This window comes from Candidatus Cardinium sp. TP (genome assembly GCF_025215055.1).
GTDB lineage: Bacteria > Bacteroidota > Bacteroidia > Cytophagales > Amoebophilaceae > Cardinium.
In genome coordinates this window covers 1-18,685 of sequence record NZ_JANAVR010000007.1, presented here as the reverse complement: position 1 = coordinate 18,685, position 18,685 = coordinate 1, and the positions used below count along the sequence as shown (strand labels likewise).

Genomic DNA, 18,685 nt, shown 5'->3' with positions numbered 1-18,685 from the left:
TTTGCCTTAGCGTATGTGTTCAGCGCAGTGGTTTTTATTAAGTATCTGTTCCAGTCACTGGTTTTTTGCGTTAAAAGAAGAACGCCCCTGAAAAAAGTCGCGGTTTAGAAAGTGGCATTTTACAGATGATTAGGAAAAACAGTTGCTTTTGAAGCCCCCAAAGGGGGCGGATTCTGCTTTTCCATCTGTAAGATGTCACTTTCAGCGGCTTTTTACCGAGGGCTTGATTTTTTGTCCACTTTTTTATCAAAAAAAAGTGGGATAAAATTCATTATTAACCAGTATCGTGAACAGATACGCCTTAGCTATCTAGCAACGCAAACCATAGCACCACGTATGGAGACAAAAGATATCGTATACATTGCACTATTTGCTGGCATATTTGCTGCATTAGCCGTCATACCTCCCCTATTATTCGTACCCCCAGTGCCCATAACCGCTCAATCTTTAGGCCCTATGTTAGCAGGTAGCATTTTAGGCGCTAAGCGAGCTGCTTTAGCCGCTCTGTTATTTATAGCCATCATGGCCACTGGACTGCCTATTATGGCCGGTGGACATGGCGGAATAGGTGTGATCATGGGGCCATCTGGTGGGTTTATACTTGGGTTTCCCGTTTCTGCCTATATGATTGGCTTATTATTTGAAATAAATTGGCATAGATTGAATTTAGCTTGGGCCTTTATATACATCCTATTGGGTGGCATCATGGTGCTCTACATTTTTGGTCTATTGTGGATTAGCATCCTATTTGACGTTCAGCTCTACAAAGCTTTTTTATCTTCTTGTATATTTATTCCAGGGGATATGATTAAAGCTACGATTGCAGCTACTACTGCAATGGTTATTAAAAGAACCTATCCTTTGATGTAAGGTTAGGCCATACCAACGATAGAAGATGATAAAAATAGAAAATGTAAGTGTTGCCTTTGACCATTTTTATACCTTAAAAGGTATTAATGTTACATTACATGAAAAAAGGATTGGCATTATAGGTTCAAATGGCAGCGGTAAAAGTACATTTGCTAGGCTCATCAATGGGCTACAGCTTCCATCTGAAGGAAAAGTAGAAATAGATCACCTATCTACTTGTAAAAATGGCAAAGCTATTAGACGCAATGTAGGATTTATTTTTCAAAATCCTGATCATCAAATTATCTTTCCAATCGTAGAAGACGATATTGCCTTTGGGCTTAAAAATATCGGTTATAGCAAAGAACAGGTGCATCAGTCCATTCATGATTTGCTGACTACCTATGGTTTGGGGCACCTAAGATATAGCAAATCCCATCTGCTGAGTGGAGGTGAAAAACAGCTACTAGCCATTCTTTCTGTTCTAGTTATGGCGCCTACCTATATTGTATTGGATGAGCCAACTACACTGTTGGATCTAAAAAGTAAGAAAAAAATAGTTCAAGTCATCGACCAACTCCCCCAAACCATTCTCATGGTCACACATGACTTAGATCTGCTGGCTGATTTTGACCGCGTACTGGTTTTTGAACGAGGATGCTTAGTAGCAGATGGCCACCCTTCTGCCGCTATAAAAGCCTATCAAAAGTTGGTATATAGCCAATTGTACAATGGATAAGCAACAATGCTATAGGGTAGCCCCTAGATGGAAATTAATACTGCTGATACTAGTCAGCAGTCTATCGTTTAGGCTATATGATTGGCGCTTTTACCTCATCAACTTAAGCATCACCCTTGCTTTAAGTTGGTTGATGCATATCTCTTATCATCAACTATGTAAGCCCATAGGCACTTGCTTTTACCTATTGATACTGAGTTTTTTGATGCATATCTTTTGGGGAGAATGGATAGATGGGATCAAGGTTGTACTTAGAGCTTGTAATATTATTCTGTTTGCTTCATGGATCCTATTGACCACATCCTATTTAGATATCATTGAGGGATTAACTACTTTATTAAACCCATTAGCATATGTGGGGATAAAACCTGCTAAGGTTAGCCTTGCTGTTGCACTCGCCATACGTTTTATGCCAGTGATTCATAATACTTTCAAGGAAATAAAGATGGCGCAAAAAGCAAGAGGAATAGATAAAAATTTTATCGCGATACTTATTCCTGCGCTTATAAAAACCATCAAAATGGCAGATGACATAGCAGCAGCTATAACGGCCCGCTCCTGGGAATAACATCATTAGCATTGATAAATAAATAATCACTAAGCTTAGAAAATGCGTATGTTCACGTTACTGGTTAATAATAAATTTTATCCCACTTTTTTCGTATCTGTTCGCGCCATTAGTTAATGATGCATTTTATCCCACTTTTTTCTTGATAAAAAAGTGGACAAAAAATCAAGCCCTCGGTAAAAAGCCGCTGAAAGTGACATCTTACAGATGGGAAAACAGAATCCGCCCCCTTTGGGGGCTTGAAAGGAAACTGTTTTTCCTAATCATCTGTAAAATGCCACTTTCTAAACCGCGACTTTTTTCAGGGGCGTTCTTCTTTTAACGCAAAAAACCACTGCGCTGAACACATACGTGAATTGAATAGATATATTTGCTGCTATTTCGTCAAGTTAAGGCGCATATGTCCGCCGATAAAAAAACTTGACGGACATGAGCAGCGGCGTATGCGCATGAGCCATTTCTATCGCTGTGTTAGAATAGATAGTCCTTAAGTTGACGCCATTCCGTGATCAGATACAAAATATGTATCTGTTCACGATACTGGTTAATAATGAACTTTATCCCACTTTTTTCTTGATAAAAAAGTGGACAAAAAATCAAGCCCTCGATAAAAAGCCGCTGAAAGTGACATCTTACAGATGGAAAAACAGAATCCGCCCCCTTTGGGGGCTTGAAAGGAAACTGTTTTTCCTAATCATCTGTAAGATGACACTTTCTACACCGCGACTTTTTTCAGGGACGTTCTTCTTTTAACGCAAAAACCCACTGCGCTGAACACATACCAAAATATCTCCCTCAAGTTGACGCCAGTTCCTAAACGGAGACAAAATTTGTCCAAATAAACCACGCCACTATGTGATTTATTCCACTTTAGTTAACCGAACCACGACCACTACCCCTTCTATATCCACTTCAACGCCTTCTAGCTCGGGTACAAATTGTAATTGTACCGCCTGCGTTTCCATACAAATATAATCTTTATAGGCAGCAATAGTTTGATTAATAAGATTCTTATTTTGTTGAATATCAATGATTATATTATCTTGAATATCAAAATTTAGGGTTTTACGTAATTGCTGAATGCGGTGCACCCATTCACGCGCGATACCTTCTTTTTGGAGTGCATCATCCAAGGTGGTATCTAAGGCAATGGTGAGTTCACCCTCTGTAGCCACACACCATCCGGGGATATCTTCTGTCACCACCCATATATCTGACAAAGTCAATGGAATCGCCTCACCGTGTAGATCCAATAGGTGGATATGACCTTGCTCTAAAGCATAAATTTCAGCTGGTGTTAAAGCTATAATAGCTTCACTAAGCTGTTTCATTTTAGGGCCATATCGTTTGCCTAAAAGCGGAAAGTTGGGTTTGGCTTTTTTAAAATTAGGGGTATCATCTAAATAATGGATTTGCTTGACATTAATTTCTGCTTTAATCAACGCTTCTAAACGCGCCCATCCAGTTGAAGCAAAGAGACCTATAATGCGGATACTAGGCAAAGGTTGACGAACTTTAATTTTATGCTTTTTACGTAAAGCATGAGCCATGGAAACAATTTTTTGTACTTGGCGCATCTCTGCTTCTAAGATTGGATCCAAGGCTTCTGCTATTGGAAAATCTACTAAATGTACAGAGTGATGCTTTTCTTTTTCGGTAACCTGATTCAATGCTTGGTAGAGATAATCCGCATAAAAAGGTGCTATAGGTGCCATAAGCTTGGAAACCGTTATCAGACAATGGTAAAGGGTCTGATAGGCAGCTTCTTTATTACTATCCTGACTATTTTTCCAAAACCTTTTTCTATTCAGTCGTACATACCAGTTGCTTAGATCATCTACTACAAAGTCTTGAATCATCCTAGCCACTAGTGTAGGCTCATAGTGATCATAAGCTTGTGTTACGGTTTTAATGAGTGTATGGGAACGGGAAATAATCCACCGATCACTTTCATCTAAAGCACTAGGGGCTACCACACTTTTAGTAAAAAAGAACTGATCTATATTGGCATACAGCACAAAAAAATTATAGGTACTGTGGAGCGTAATGAAAAACTTACGTACTGCTTCAGCTACACCTGCCGCATCAAACTTTAAGTTATCCCATGGATTGGCATTACTAATCATATACCAACGTATGGCATCTGGACCATATTGGGTCAATAGCTCCATTGGATCAATGGTATTGCCTATACTTTTAGACATTTTATTGCCATACTTGTCCAATACAAGCCCATTGACTACCACATTTTTAAAAGCGGGTATTTCAAACAGTAAGGTAGCAATGACATGCAAGGTAAAAAACCATCCCCTAGTCTGATCTACCCCCTCTGCAATAAAATCAGCAGGAAACCCTTTTTCAAATATTTCTTGATTCTCAAATGGATAGTGCCATTGTGCACAAGGCATAGCACCAGAATCGAACCAAACATCTATCACAGCGGTTTCGCGATACATAGGCAGTCCATTGCTACTGACTAATACAATATCATCTACATAAGGACGATGTAAATCAATATCTGCTGGCAACTGCTCTTTCATATAGCCAGCCAATACGGCTTGCTCTACTTCAAACATTAACTCCGCTATAGAACTAATGCATTTTTCCTCTTTTTGATCAACCGTACGCCATATAGGGAGCGGAGTGCCCCAATAGCGTTCGCGGCTTAGATTCCAATCCACGAGATTCTCAAGCCAATTACCAAACCGACCTTTCCCTACAGCAGCAGGCTTCCATTGAATAGTATCATTGAGTTCAATCAATAGCTCCTTATAAGCGGTTGTTTTAATAAACCAAGCATCGAGTGGATAATAGAGAATAGGTTTATGTGTACGCCAACAATGGGGATAACTGTGTTCATATTTTTCCACCTTAAAGGCCTTATTTTCTTGCTTGAGTTTACGCGCAATCAGTAGATCTACAGGAGGTAAAGTGGCATCTTCCTCATAGGCGGCTTTGACATAACGTCCAGCAAAATCAGTAATTTCTGGTACAAAACGACCTTTCCTATCTACAATTGGAACCGATTCGCCTGCTGCATTGGTTACCATAATCGCAGCAATATTTTCTTTTTGGGCAATGCGGTAATCGTCTGCACCAAAGGTAGGTGCAATGTGTACAATGCCCGTACCTTCTGTAGTGGTTACAAAATCAGCCGCAACCACTTTAAACGCCTCTCCTTTAGGCTGTACATATGGTAAAAGTTGCTCATACCGTAAGCCTACTAAATCTGCCCCTGTATAACGGGCCACAATCTCCCAAGGCAGGATACTATGATCAGATTGATCATCAATACACTTAGCCTGTTCACCTGTAAAAAAACGTTGCACGGCATCTTCAGCCAAGATTACCTGAATAGGCAAGCGGGTATAGGGGTTAATGGTCGCCACTTTAACATACTGAATCGTAGCCCCTACCGCCAAGGCACTATTGGCAGGAAGGGTCCATGGAGTAGTCGTCCAGGCGAGCAAGTATTCATTTTCTGTGGATTTAAATTGGGCTACAATAGCAATGTCTTTGACAGGCTTATAACAACCAGGCTGGTTTAATTCATGGGAACTGAGTCCTACACCCGTAGGGGGTGAGTAAGGCTGTATGGAATACCCTTTATAGAGCAATTTTTTATTATACAGTGCCTTGAGCAAGTACCAAACAGACTCAATATAATCGCGTTCATAGGTGATGTAAGGGTTTAGGTTGTCTTTCCAGTAACCCAACCGTTTGTTTAACGCTTCCCACGCGCTTTTATAGGCCATAACCGTTGAGCGACAGGCCTGATTGTAATCAACAATACTAATTTTTTTGCCAATATCTTCTTTGGTAATGGCTAATTTCTTTTCTACTTGCAGCTCTACCGGTAAACCATGAGTATCCCAACCACTCTTACGACGTACATAGTACCCCTGCATGGTCTTATACCTAGTAAAAAGATCCTTAACCGTCATGGATAAAATATGGTGTACACCCGGCGCACCATTGGCTGAAGGGGGACCTTCAAAAAAAACAAAAGGCGTACCGACTTCACGCTGTTGGATAGAACGGACAAATGTTTCTTGTGCGTCCCAAAAAAGTTCGATTTCTTGCGCAACCTTTAATAAGTTGAGCTGCGGTTGCGTTTTATATCTTTTCATCTCTATGCCTACCAAATGATATCTATAATTTTTAAATACTACAATTCGCAATTTAATGAAAAAGTTATATGTAAATACATCAATCATCGATCAGCTACACCAAATCTGAGTTAGGTTATGCTAAAAAAGCATTAGATTTGTTACAAGCAGTGCTGGCACGCACTTTACCAAATTGCTATTGTATGCTATTAGATTTTGAAAAACCGATTGTTAAGCTTGAAGAAAAGCTTGCTAAGATGCAAGCATCTGCTAAAGCAGAAAATGAACCAGCGCTTATGGCCGCTATTGCTAAATTAGCTGGTGACATACAAGCATTACAAAAGAGAACCTTTCAAAATCTAACCCGGTGGCAACGGGTTCAACTGGCGCGCCATCCAAATAGGCCTTATACACTTGACTACATCCAACAGATTACGGAAAATTTTATTGAATTACATGGGGACCGCTTTGCCAGGGACGATCATGCTATGGTTGGTGGGTTTGGTACCATCAATGGGCAAACCATTATGTTTATTGGTCACCAAAAGGGAAGAACTACGAAAGAGAGACAAATGCGTAACTTTGGTATGCCGAATCCAGAAGGATACCGTAAAGCATTGCGGTTGATGCGTTTGGCAGAAAAATTTAACAAACCAATTATTACCTTTATAGATACACCTGGTGCCTATCCAGGCCTGGAAGCAGAAGAACGTGGCCAAGCAGAAGCCATTGCCAGCAATATTCAAGCTATGTTTGGATTACGCGTGCCGATTATATCCATTGTGATTGGAGAGGGTGCATCAGGTGGTGCGTTAGGCATTGCAATAGGTGACTATGTACTGATGTTAGAACATACCTGGTATTCTGTGATTACACCTGAATCTTGTTCTTCTATTCTCTGGAAAAGTTGGGATTACAAAGAACAGGCGGCAGAAATGTTACAAATAACGGCTAAAGACATGGCTAGGTTTCGTCTAATAGATGGCCTTATTAAGGAACCAATGGGGGGCGCACATAGGGATTTACCCACTGCAGCAGCGCTTATTAAGGAAAGTATCCTCAATCATTTAGAAAAATTATCCAGTAAACCTATTGACACCCTACTCCAAGAACGCACAGATAAGTTCTGTGCAATGGGTAAGATTGGCTGAGCACTATGCAGCCAAAAACCGCAAAACAAGTTTTTGATTTTTTCCCAGGCATATGGAAAATAGCCAGGCATGTAACCGCAAAGATGCCGGAACAAAATGCTACAGCGCATGGTTACTGCCTTTTTACAACATCAGCAACTAAGCCCAATTTAGTTGTATATTCAGAAAAAGTTGCCATACACTATTTACAATCAAATACTACACATATAGGTAAGCAGCAGTATCAATATAGATACGATATGGCTGAGGCATCTTTATCTAAACACCTTCATAACGGAAGCTTATTGTATAAATTGAACCTACGCAATGATCAAATAGATGGAGCATATGTATGTATGCGAGATAGCTACCTATCAAACTATATTTTTGAAACGGATAGATTCCGTATCATTTATACAGTTGATGGCCCATTAAAATGTTACCGTATAACAAGTGTATATACCAGCATGCCTAACAAAACGCTAACGGCTTTAGGCATAACCATAGCAAATGGATTGATTGTATGAAATGTCTATTTCGTAAAGGTGATGACATTAAATATGTAGCACTACTAACCAATGTCGTACATAGATAGGGGAAATCTGTTCTAGCATATAGGAATGGCTAGTTGTGTCTATGCACGCTACTAGCGTCAACTTAAGGAATATATTTTATTGATTATCAATCAAAGGCATCTATTCTCGCCATTGGTTAATGATGAACTTTATCCCACTTTTTTCTTGATAAAAAAGTGGACAAAAAAAATCAAGCCCTCGGCAAAAAGTCGCTGAAAGTGTCATCCTACAGATGGAAAAACAGAAAACGCCCCCTTTGGGGCTTCAAAGGAAACTGTTTTCCCAAATCATCTGTAAGATGCCACTTTCTACACCACGACTTTTTAGAGGGGGCGGTTTTTTTGACGCAAAAAACCATCGCGCTGAACACATACTTTTTTATCGGCGGACATGTGCGCTTTACATTGAAGTAACTATCAATTAAAATAATATTTATTTGACAGTCAATAAAATATACTTCTTAAGTCTTCGCCATTGTCTGTTCAGAGTAGCGATAAACAAAGCATGTATATCACGCTTACATTTTAGCATTACATATTTCTAAAACAAACAGTCATGTATAAATTATTTTTTTAAATTAAATTTTATTTTCAAAATTCATTCAAAAATATATTATAGCATCACTCCTAATTATGAATAGGAATAGTCCACTTGTGTGCCGTAGACAATAGGAATTGTCATTAAAAAAAGTAATATTTAAAGAATGCGTATAAGATAAAAATAGACCAAGATAGATCAATTTTTCATAGGTTGATCAACAAATGACAAGGAAAAAATAGAAATAGAATTTAAAATAAATGCGGTAAGAAGAGAGGGAGTAGTACCTACTCTATAAAAGAGATATTCCAGCCACACCTTCCGGTACGGCTACCTTGTTACAACTTAGCCCCAGTCGCTGGCCTAACACTAAACAGCTCCTTTTACGGCCACTGTCTTCAAGCTCTACCAACTCCCATGGCTTGATGGGCGGTGTGTACAAGGTCCGAGAACGTATTCACCGCGTCATTGCTGATACGCGATTACTAGCGATTCCAACTTCATGAGGTCGAATTGCAGACCTCAATCCGAACTGAGACATGCTTTTAAGATTTGCATCTTGTTACCAAGTAGCTTCCCTTTGTACATGCCATTGTAGTACGTGTGTAGCCCTGGGCATAAAGGCCATGATGACTTGACCTCGTCCTCTCCTTCCTCCCGCTTACACGGGCAGTCTACTTAAAGTCCCCACCATTACGTGCTGGCAATTAAGTAAAAGGGTTTCGCTCGTTATAGGACTTAACCCAACACCTCACGGCACGAGCTGACGACAGCCATGCAGCACCTTGTATTCCGTCCCGAAGGAACCCCCAATTTCTTGGGGTAGCAAAACACATTCTAGCCCAGGTAAGGTTCCTCGCGTATTATCGAATTAAACCACATACTCCACCGCTTGTGCGGACCCCCGTCAATTCCTTTGAGTTTCACCCTTGCGAGTATACTCCCCAGGTGGATCACTTAACGCTTTCGCTTAGACACACACGAAGTATCATGTATATCGAGTGATCATCGTTTACGGCGTGGACTACCAGGGTATCTAATCCTGTTTGCTCCCCACGCTTTCGTGCCTCAGCGTCAGTTAAAGACCAGTAAGCTGCCTACGCTATTGGTATTCCTTATGATATCTAAGCATTTCACTACTACACCATAAATTCTGCCTACCTCTTCTTAACTCAAGCCTAATAGTATCAATCGCAGTTCTAGCGTTAAGCACTAGGATTTCACAACTGACTTAATAAGCCGCCTACGCACCCTTTAAACCCAATAAAACCGGATAACGCTTGCACCTTCCGTATTACCGCGGCTGCTGGCACGGAATTAGCCGGTGCTTATTCTTACAGTACTCTCAAGAACCCCCGCAGGGATTTTTTTGCTCCTGTACAAAAGCAGTTTACAACTCATAGAGCCTTCATCCTGCACGCGGCATGGCTGGTTCAGGCTTGCGCCCATTGACCAATATTCCCTACTGCTGCCTCCCGTAGGAGTCTGGCCCGTATCTCAGTGCCAGTGTGGGGGACCTTCCACTAAGAACCCCTACCCATCGTAGCCTTGGTGAGCCATTACCCCTCCAACTAGCTAATAGGACACACGCTCATTTTACACCGCCGGAGCTTTCATCTTTCTAACATGCGCCAGTAAGATTATATGGGGTATTAATTCCCGTTTCCGGAGGCTATTCCCCAGTGTAAAGTAGATTGCATGTGCATTACGCACCCGTCCGCCGGTCGCCGGCAACACCGAAGTGTCCCGCTGCCCCTCGACTTGCATGTATGAGGCCTGCCGCTAGCGTTCATCCTGAGCCAGGATCAAACTCTTCTTTCTATTATTTATAAACGTTATCCCTAACGATAAAACTAGGAATGATTTTTTGAGTCACACACTTCCCTCTCACTCATTACTTAAATGAGTTTCTTACCTACATCTATTTCAAAGAACTAAAGTTAAACGAGCACTGAATGAATCACCTTTTATTTGGCTACTCATGCATTCTGATCAACTCTGATACAAAGGTACATACTTTTTTATAATTTGCAATACACTTTGCAGAAATAAACGATTAAAAAGTTTACTTATTTTATAAATCACTTAATAATCAGAAAATTAAATAATTACATTTGATGCTTTTGGTATGCATGCAGACAATAACGAGGGGCATAAGCTTAAAGATGCGACACACATTAGTTTAATGGACCGGAGAAGCGGCTCCTGATGACCCAGGCGCTTGCTTACCGCACTAGCATCTCCTTGATACGCTTAATAACCAACTACTCTTCTAAATGTTCCTCATGTATTTCATACGCCCAGTTATCTATCATTCTGGTTTCCTCATTGAAGTTAATGCCTAGTAGTATAATGGACCTTTTGTCTGAGTAAGTAAGGCTTATAATACCCGTTTGCTTTAATTTGTTCTAAGGCTATTTTTCCGCTGGATATATACTTGATTTCTATAATGTAAATGGCTGATTCTAATTCTAAAACGATATCTGATCTACCTGTACTGGAGAGAGATTCACTATACAGCTGCATTTTCCTACCGCCTAGAAATACCAGTCCTTGCAGCAGCATATGTAAATTGCTGTGGTACTGTTTCTCTTGTTTGGTATCGATATAATAAGGAAGTGTTGCAAAGGCTGTATTGATGCTATCTATAAAAGTTTTAATCTTTTTGCCAGCTAATGCACTTCTAATCTTATCTGGCTCTTGTATGAAATAATCTTTTACGCTCTTTTCTAAACTGGATTTTATACTTTTCTAAAAAGAAGCTTCTATTTCTTTATTAGGAAACTTTAAAGTATATAGACCAGTAGATTCATCATAATAATCAATGGTTAGATAGCCGGTTTGAAACATCAGAGACTTTAAACTAATCTCATGGCTGCTTTCTGTATACATTAGATCATCTCTAGTAGCTTCTATTTGGAGGTTAGCCATGTTAAGGTCAAATCTATCCGGATCTGCTAACATCTGATTAATGAGTATGGTTGGGCTACCCGACTCATACCAGTAGTCTTCTAGTTTACTAGAATCTAAAAATCTTAGGGTAGACCCAAGGGTTATATACACTAACTCCATCTTCATAAAACTTATATCCATTGTAATAAGTTGCCATGCGGCTCATTACTTCTGATTCAGTTATTTTTTTATTTTCTTTTTTATTCCATTTTGCAGCAATATCTACTAGATTGTTTAAAAAAACCTGCGTTATTTCTTGTTGTGTATATCCAAACATAGCATCAGCAGATGCGTCAATGGTAATATCTTTTAAATGATTAGCCTCTGAGAATACATCCGATAAACTAAATTTGCTTACACCAGTCATAAAGGTAAGCTGAAAGAACTTGTTAAGTGATTTTAAGGTCATGAAGAAATCTTTCATGACTTTTATATTAGCTTTTTCTAGGTCTGAGCCTTTTGTTAGATGAACAATAGGCGAATCGTATTCATCTATAAGGACTACTAGTTTAGGTTCATAAACAGATTATATATTTCCCTTGTTTTCTACAGTACATTGTAGATTTATGAGTTGTAGCACTAGACTACGCAGTGTGTCTTTAACAGTAGCATCTTCTATTTTTACGTTATATGAAAGAGCTATCTCTTTTAGTACCATTTTAATAGATGTGCTTAGTTCTTCAGGTACGTTATTAGATACTCCTGAAAAATCTATTTTGATTATAGGATATTTCTTCCATGTATACTCATTTTCTGGCCTAGCTATATGATAATCTTTAAAAATTTCTTTCTCTCCTCTACATATGTATCCAGTGTATCGATAAACAAAGACTTACCAAATCGCCTAGGACGGGCTATGAAAATCGGATTTCTTTTTTCTATTAACGCTTGTGCATATTTTGTTTTATCTACGTAGTAGCCTGTTTCAATGACTGATTTAACATCTGAGTATCCAATAGGTAGTGCACCTATCTTACGCATAATTTTATATTTCTGAGTTTCTTTCCCTTATTAAAAGATATCTAGAGGGATGGTCTACCTAAAAATAGACTAAAATGACCCTACATAACAATAACAGGTCCTACTTTAGGATAGGAATGGTCTTACTGGTACTACCGAAGCGTATTCGTTTTTGGTACACTAGCTCGCTTAGCCACTGTTGTTCCCTATTTGGTTAGAATATACTGAGGCTTGGCCCTATGGTCTCATATAGTCTAAAATGGGTGGTATACAGTTTAACTGCATTTTCGATATAGGCTATTTCCTTAGGGGTAGCTAGTGACCCATTGCGCATTTTTTTTTGCCATACCTTAGCATTAAATTGACCTGTTCACACCAAAATAAAAGCCTATATAGGCTAATAGATTATTATAGACCATTTGTTTTTAGCAAAAAAACCAATTCTTATTGAAGATGTTTCCGTAGCAAAGCTATTTTTAAAAAATTCAATAGATTAATGCAAAGTAGCTAAAGCAACATTCAGTTGAAGCAGTTTCACTGCTTCAACTTGCTGATCGTAATATGGGTAGAACTACTACAGGGTCTGAATAACGACAAATTATGTGAAACATTTTAACTTATTTAGCAACTATGATATGGTATAATCAAACAACCATTTGTAAATTGGTAGCAAGCTAAGTTATAAGATAACCCAATAGGATGAAGCGAAAGCAATACTCAAAATAAGTTAACGCTTGCCTAACCTTTATATTTAATTTATAGTTCTAGCATCATGTTGTTAGATAACAATCTATATTATAACGAAAATCTCTATGGCAAAACATCTCGTTATTGTTGAGTCACCTGCAAAAGCGAAAACGATTGAGCGTTACCTAGGCAGTAGCTATCAAGTCGCCTCTTCGAATGGACATATCAGGGACCTTATTAAGGGCAATCATGCCATTAACATTGAACAAGGTTTTTTGCCTAGTTATGAAATCAGCCCTGGAAAAGAACGGGTGGTACAACAGCTTAAAAAATTGGCTCATAGCTCTGATTGTGTTTATTTAGCCAGCGATGATGACCGAGAAGGCGAATCTATTTCGTGGCACTTAAAAGAAGCACTGGAGTTACGGGATGATAAGGTACAACGCATTGTCTTTAGAGAGATTACCAAAATGGCTGTATTGAACGCATTGAAGCAGCCACGTACCATCGACTTAGCATTAGTCGACTCACAGCAAGCCAGGCGCGTGTTAGACAGACTCGTTGGCTATGATCTATCTCCATTATTGTGGAAAAAGATTAAACCAGGCCTTTCTGCAGGCCGGGTCCAATCTGTTGCAGTCCGAATGGTAGTAGAACGAGAAAGGGCCATTGATCGTTTTGTTTCCACTTCTAGTTTTGCGGTGACTGCCTTTTTTATCTTACCAACAGGGCAAATACTGAAAGCAGATGGTGCAAAGAAGTTTAAAACGGAAGAAGATGCTTGTGCATTCTTAGAAAAATGCAAAGGAGCAGCCTTCTCGATTAAAGGATTGGATACAAAAGCATTAAAGCGGTCCCCTTCCCCTCCTTTTACTACCTCTACCTTACAGCAAGAGGCAAGTAGAAAACTGGGCTATTCTGTGAACCGTACGATGGTATTGGCGCAACAACTCTATGAAACAGGTAAGATTTCTTATATGAGAACTGACTCTGTAAATCTTTCACAAGGGGCGATACAAAACATATCAGAAATGGTTTCAACTACTTACGGAACCGCCTATTTTCAAGCTAGAAGCTATACCACTAAATCATCCACTGCACAAGAAGCGCATGAAGCGATACGACCTACAGATTTTTCAGTAAAGGTAGCCAGTAGCCATAAAGATGAGCAACGGCTCTATGAGCTGATTTGGCGTAGAGCAATGGCCGCTCATATGGCCGATGCACAAATAGAAAAAACGACCGCAACCATTCAAATCTCTACAACAGATCAGCCACTGATCGCAACAGGAGAAGTATTAAAGTTTGAAGGTTTTCTAAAGGCTTATGCACGAGACCAAGTGGATGAAGAGGGGTCAGATGAGACCAAAGGGATGTTGCCACCACTCCATATAGGCCAAGAGCTTTGCTTAGAGAAAATGTTGGCTAGAGAACGGTTCACGAATCCACCTGCTCGGTATACTGAAGCTACTTTGGTGCGAGATTTAGAGGAAAGGGAAATCGGGCGTCCATCTACCTATGCACCTATTATTGCCACTATTCAGAAAAGAGGATACATTAAGCTGGAGTCTCGTGAAGGTTTTCCACGCGTCTATAAGTTATTAACGCTAGAAAACAACCTCATACGGCCAGAAACGCTAACTGAAATCGTTCGTGCAGAGAAACAAAAACTCTTTCCAACTGATATGGCTGCAGTGGTCAATGACTTTTTGGTTCAACACTTTTCTGATGTAACCGATTATAATTTTACCGCACAAGTGGAGAAAGAGCTGGATAAGATTGCACAAGGTACTAAGATTTGGAACCAAATGTTAAGTGAATTCTATAGTGGTTTTTATCCTAAAGTGCAAGCTACTGCTGGAATAGAGCGATCAACGATCAACTACACAAGACTTTTAGGAAAAGATCCAGCCACCAATGCTTCATTAATCGTCCGGTTGGGTAAATATGGGCCATTGGTTCAATTAGGCATTGAAGCAGATGGACGTGTGGAAGCACCACGTTTTGCAGGGCTCCGGGCCAATCAGCGCATGGAAACGATTACATTAGAAGAAGCTTTGGAACTTTTTAAGCTACCGCGTACAGTTGGAACGTTTGAAACATTACCATTGTTGATCAACATAGGTAGATTTGGCGCATATATTAAACATGGCGCTCTTTTTTATTCCATACCAAAAGCAGAGGACCCATTCACTATTCATGAACAAGGTGCAATAGCTATTATTGAAGCCAAAAGGAAAGCAGATGCAGAAAAGTTGATTAAAGCTTTCCCTGAAGATCCAGCGATACAGATTTTACATGGCAGATGGGGACCGTATATTAAAAATGGCAAAAACCATGCCCGTATCCCTAAAGATATTGCAGACCCTACCCTACTCAGTTTGGCGGAATGTTTAAATATTTTGGAAAACAATGTAAAATCAAAAAACCTAAAAAAGGCACCATAACCTATACATGCAGTAGTGATTGTATTTATTAAATGAATAAAGCCTTATATTAGCCGGTATCGCAAAGGGAACAAACTGATTTTTTTTTAAAAATTCAAAAATAAATTTTATATTTTTAGCCATTATGAGACGCAATAGCAACCGCACCACTATAAGTATATTTTGCTTTACCCTATCCTTGAGTTTGATGTGTAGCAGCTGGGTATGGGCCCGTCCAGCAACAGTGCATGAAGATCATGAATCGGTTACTGCAAAGATTTCACGTCATTACCTAAAATCTTTCCCCATCACGCCTCCCTCTTCTGCACCAGTGCCTTTAACGAGCAAGCAAGAGGCCACGCCAAAAGTAAAGAAGATACCATTAGCGCCAAGCACGCAACGTAAGGTAGTACTACGTACTATATTTTCTGATATTGATCCAAATATCCCATCAAAAAGTAGAGGTATACTGAACAATAATGTATGGAGAGATTTAATGCTTTTTTCTGGTGGAGCTAGTGATCCAGCGCACCATTTCTTATCACGGATCAACAGAACCACTACTGTACTAGGTGAATGTGCATTAGCGACCCTCTTAGTAACCCCAACCCCTGATATAGCCACACTATGCAACCGTCAACGCACCTTACAGGCATTGTTGGAAGACGCAACGTGTTTAGCAGCTTTAAAGCAATCTTTGGAAGCCTACCGCAAGGTAGAACAAAGTTTCCTTTCTTTATGGGCCCATACAGATCCCCTTTATACCCACGCCTATAAGGATTATATGCATAAACGGTTCCTTTCAAACAATGTGGCTACAAATAAAATAGCGCGCAAGCTTAATATTCGGATTTTTTTCAGGAATCTTTTAGATATATATGGCGAGTTTGTTGCACTCCCGGTATTGGGTTTATTTTGGTGCGAAGCTACTCACTGGCTCACCTCTATTTCAAAAGGGGGGTTTGTCCAAGGTAGTAGAAGCAGTAGCTATGCAACCTTTCCTTTATTTGTGCCTATTGTATCTATTTGGTCTGTTATTGATAATTATAATCGAACCAATGGAAATCCATCGCTTTTGCCTTTCCTAGGTGTGACAGCTACGCATGCAGCAGCTATATGGCGGGGATATTGTGGTGTAAAAAGTTACCAAGAATATAGCGCTATTTTCAGCAACTTGGCTGATCGCATGCGAGATGTCCAAGTTTTTATGCAAACCATGCAACAGTTAAGCACTATTGTAACAGAACATCCAGCATTAGAAGCCCATTACGGACCTTCCTTAAGCGCAATAAGAGCCCTATTGGGCCAACGGAATGAATCCAGTGAACTAGGGATCATGGTTCGTAATCTTTTGGACATGAACCTAACCAATTGGTCCTATATGCGTGGGAATAGTGGGAAATTATTGGCTACATACAACTTATTTACAGAACACAAAGATTGCTTAAAACCTGCTATGTATGCCTTAGGTCAATTAGATAGCTTTATAGGGATTGCTACTTTGATACAGGAAGCCAAAAGAACTTTTCCAGGACACTGTTATACGTTTACTAAATTTTTAGATCGTTCCAAACAAAAATCACCATTCATACAGTTAGAGGCTATGTGGAATCCCATGCTGAATCCTGCAACCGTTGTAGACAATAATGTAGACCTAGATTCAGATAGGACCCGTAATATGATCCTTTGTGGGCCAAACGCAGGGGGGAAGTCCTCTTACATTTGTGGCGTAGCCAGTAGTATACTACTCAGCCAAACATTTGGGATTGCAGCTGCCAAAAGTGCGGTTATTACTCCTTTTAATAAAATCAATACCTATATTGAGGTTAGAGACGATATTACCTGTGGCGCCTCTCTTTTTATGGTAGAGGTGGCACGTATGCAACAGTACATGCATATGCTCGAACAGACACAACCAGATGAGTTTATTTTTACCATCTCTGATGAACCCTTTGCCCGTACGAATCCAGTTGAGGCTAGTGCAGCAGCTTATAGCATACTAGCTGCTATAGCCAAATACCCTAATGCACTCCATATTGTCTCCACGCATTACCCTATTTTAATGAACCTAACCAATAAATTTAAGGATAGAGGGATTAGAAACTTTAAAGTTTTTATAGAGGAAAAACCTGATCAAAAGCTACACTATACCTATAAAGTTGTACCAGGTGAGGCAGACCAAACCATCGCTTTAAAAATATTAGCACAGGAAGGATATGATGCAACATTATTGCAAGAAGCGGAAAGCATTGTTCAAAATCCTCAAAAGTGGCCTTTATTAAAGTACCTTCAAGGCAAGAAGAAAAAGAAACGTTAAATATAGAGTCACTACATGATCTTAAAAAGTTCTTGGGAGGAACGCAAAACTATAGCTGATCAATTGCTAAGCTATGCCGGTGATAATAGGATATGGCTACTTGAAGGCCCTATGGGATCTGGTAAAACCACATTGATTAAGGAAGTTTGTGGGATGCTACACACTACTACTATGGTCAACAGTCCCACTTTCCCCATTATTAATGAATATGAAACGATAGACCACAGGCCTATTTACCACTTTGATTGTTACCGACTGATGCATATAGAGGAGGCCATTGCATTAGACTTTGAAAGTTATTTTGCTTCCGGCTGCTATTGTTTTATAGAGTGGCCCTCAAAAATCAAACCCATTTTACCTGTTCATCATTTCTTGATTACCATAGAAATAGAGACACCTACCACTAGAAATCTGATTTGTACGCACACTGCATGGAATGACCTTCCCTAGGTTATAATTGCGACACTGCAGCTTATTGAGGTAGCGCATCCCCCTCTTCATCAAACGCCCTTAGCTCACGCCAATGTAGAAAATCTGGATTAGCATCTGGATTACCAAACCTATCTGTAGTCTTTACCTTCACATAGAATTTATAGTTGATTTTAGAGTCTACTGCAATTGAGGGACGAGCCCCTAAACTTGATACAAGCCACGACCCTTTATATCTGTCAATTTCATGCAGCGGTCTATATACTTGATAGATCTATAACTGTAGTAGTTAGGATTTAATCTGACAATTGTTAAATTATGATGATATAAATCTTAACTACTATGAACTTACATCAAAAAATTATCAAGCCTAAATTAGGGTTATTGGAACTAGCTAAAACATTAGG

11 protein-coding genes, 1 rRNA gene and 1 pseudogene are annotated in these 18,685 nt (G+C 39.6%); 8 read left to right on the top strand and 5 right to left on the bottom strand.

Annotated features, from left to right (window positions below):
• Positions 1 to 336: 336 nt before the first annotated feature.
• The 3 genes from NLX65_RS01880 to NLX65_RS01870 are packed head-to-tail and all read left to right on the top strand — an operon-like array spanning position 337 to position 2,156.
• Positions 337 to 870, top strand: coding sequence for a biotin transporter BioY (locus NLX65_RS01880; RefSeq protein WP_260536575.1), 534 nt, complete (start codon positions 337 to 339; stop codon positions 868 to 870).
• A gap of 25 nt (positions 871 to 895) precedes the next feature.
• Positions 896 to 1,588: an energy-coupling factor ABC transporter ATP-binding protein gene (locus NLX65_RS01875; protein ID WP_260536573.1), complete on the top strand. Its 693-nt coding sequence runs from the start codon at positions 896 to 898 to the stop codon at positions 1,586 to 1,588.
• Entirely contained in the window at positions 1,581 to 2,156 is a 576-nt protein-coding gene (locus tag NLX65_RS01870) for an energy-coupling factor transporter transmembrane component T family protein (RefSeq protein ID WP_260536571.1), read from the top strand. Before NLX65_RS01875 ends, NLX65_RS01870 begins: the two co-directional genes overlap by 8 nt.
• Positions 2,157 to 3,016: 860 nt before the next feature.
• Here NLX65_RS01870 and ileS read toward each other — a convergent pair.
• Positions 3,017 to 6,286 (bottom strand): isoleucine--tRNA ligase, encoded by a 3,270-nt coding sequence (gene ileS, locus NLX65_RS01865; protein WP_260536569.1) that lies wholly within the window; start codon positions 6,284 to 6,286, stop codon positions 3,017 to 3,019.
• A gap of 182 nt (positions 6,287 to 6,468) precedes the next feature.
• Here ileS and NLX65_RS01860 point away from each other — a divergent pair, with 182 nt between their 5' ends.
• On the top strand, positions 6,469 to 7,416 hold the full coding sequence (locus tag NLX65_RS01860; RefSeq protein ID WP_260536567.1) for an acetyl-CoA carboxylase carboxyltransferase subunit alpha: 948 nt from the start codon (positions 6,469 to 6,471) through the stop codon (positions 7,414 to 7,416).
• 5 nt (positions 7,417 to 7,421) lie between these two features.
• Positions 7,422 to 7,922: a DUF6314 family protein gene (locus NLX65_RS01855; RefSeq protein WP_260536565.1), complete on the top strand. Its 501-nt coding sequence runs from the start codon at positions 7,422 to 7,424 to the stop codon at positions 7,920 to 7,922.
• Positions 7,923 to 8,803: 881 nt separating this feature from the next.
• Here the strand turns inward: NLX65_RS01855 and NLX65_RS01850 are convergent.
• From NLX65_RS01850 to NLX65_RS01835, 4 genes and pseudogenes are all read right to left on the bottom strand, one after another.
• Positions 8,804 to 10,328 (bottom strand): 16S ribosomal RNA (locus NLX65_RS01850).
• 513 nt (positions 10,329 to 10,841) lie between these two features.
• Complete coding sequence (locus tag NLX65_RS01845; protein ID WP_445083370.1) at positions 10,842 to 11,072, bottom strand: PD-(D/E)XK nuclease domain-containing protein; 231 nt, start codon at positions 11,070 to 11,072, stop codon at positions 10,842 to 10,844.
• 186 nt (positions 11,073 to 11,258) lie between these two features.
• Entirely contained in the window at positions 11,259 to 11,438 is a 180-nt protein-coding gene (locus tag NLX65_RS01840) for a hypothetical protein (RefSeq protein WP_260536563.1), read from the bottom strand.
• Between the two features lie 88 nt (positions 11,439 to 11,526).
• Positions 11,527 to 12,440: pseudogene (locus NLX65_RS01835) on the bottom strand (AAA family ATPase).
• A gap of 791 nt (positions 12,441 to 13,231) precedes the next feature.
• Between NLX65_RS01835 and topA the strand changes: the two are divergent.
• The 3 genes from topA to tsaE all read left to right on the top strand — a co-directional run bounded on the left by topA (position 13,232) and on the right by tsaE (position 18,299).
• Entirely contained in the window at positions 13,232 to 15,553 is a 2,322-nt protein-coding gene (gene topA, locus NLX65_RS01830; protein WP_260536561.1) for a type I DNA topoisomerase, read from the top strand.
• Between the two features lie 124 nt (positions 15,554 to 15,677).
• Entirely contained in the window at positions 15,678 to 17,849 is a 2,172-nt protein-coding gene (locus tag NLX65_RS01825) for a MutS-related protein (protein WP_260536559.1), read from the top strand.
• Positions 17,850 to 17,864: 15 nt separating this feature from the next.
• On the top strand, positions 17,865 to 18,299 hold the full coding sequence (tsaE, locus tag NLX65_RS01820; RefSeq protein ID WP_260536557.1) for a tRNA (adenosine(37)-N6)-threonylcarbamoyltransferase complex ATPase subunit type 1 TsaE: 435 nt from the start codon (positions 17,865 to 17,867) through the stop codon (positions 18,297 to 18,299).
• The last annotated feature ends 386 nt before the right edge of the window (positions 18,300 to 18,685 follow it).

Bases quoted from the DNA above. Each gene is read 5' to 3' on its own strand.
- NLX65_RS01880 (WP_260536575.1), top strand. From the start codon at position 337: ATGGAGACAAAAGATATCGTATACATTGCACTATTTGCTGGCATATTT.
- NLX65_RS01875 (WP_260536573.1), top strand. From the start codon at position 896: ATGATAAAAATAGAAAATGTAAGTGTTGCCTTTGACCATTTTTATACC.
- NLX65_RS01870 (WP_260536571.1), top strand. From the start codon at position 1,581: ATGGATAAGCAACAATGCTATAGGGTAGCCCCTAGATGGAAATTAATA.
- ileS (WP_260536569.1), bottom strand. From the start codon at position 6,286: ATGAAAAGATATAAAACGCAACCGCAGCTCAACTTATTAAAGGTTGCG.
- NLX65_RS01860 (WP_260536567.1), top strand. From the start codon at position 6,469: ATGCTATTAGATTTTGAAAAACCGATTGTTAAGCTTGAAGAAAAGCTT.
- NLX65_RS01855 (WP_260536565.1), top strand. From the start codon at position 7,422: ATGCAGCCAAAAACCGCAAAACAAGTTTTTGATTTTTTCCCAGGCATA.
- NLX65_RS01845 (WP_445083370.1), bottom strand. From the start codon at position 11,072: ATGCTGCTGCAAGGACTGGTATTTCTAGGCGGTAGGAAAATGCAGCTG.
- NLX65_RS01840 (WP_260536563.1), bottom strand. From the start codon at position 11,438: ATGGCTAACCTCCAAATAGAAGCTACTAGAGATGATCTAATGTATACA.
- topA (WP_260536561.1), top strand. From the start codon at position 13,232: ATGGCAAAACATCTCGTTATTGTTGAGTCACCTGCAAAAGCGAAAACG.
- NLX65_RS01825 (WP_260536559.1), top strand. From the start codon at position 15,678: ATGAGACGCAATAGCAACCGCACCACTATAAGTATATTTTGCTTTACC.
- tsaE (WP_260536557.1), top strand. From the start codon at position 17,865: ATGATCTTAAAAAGTTCTTGGGAGGAACGCAAAACTATAGCTGATCAA.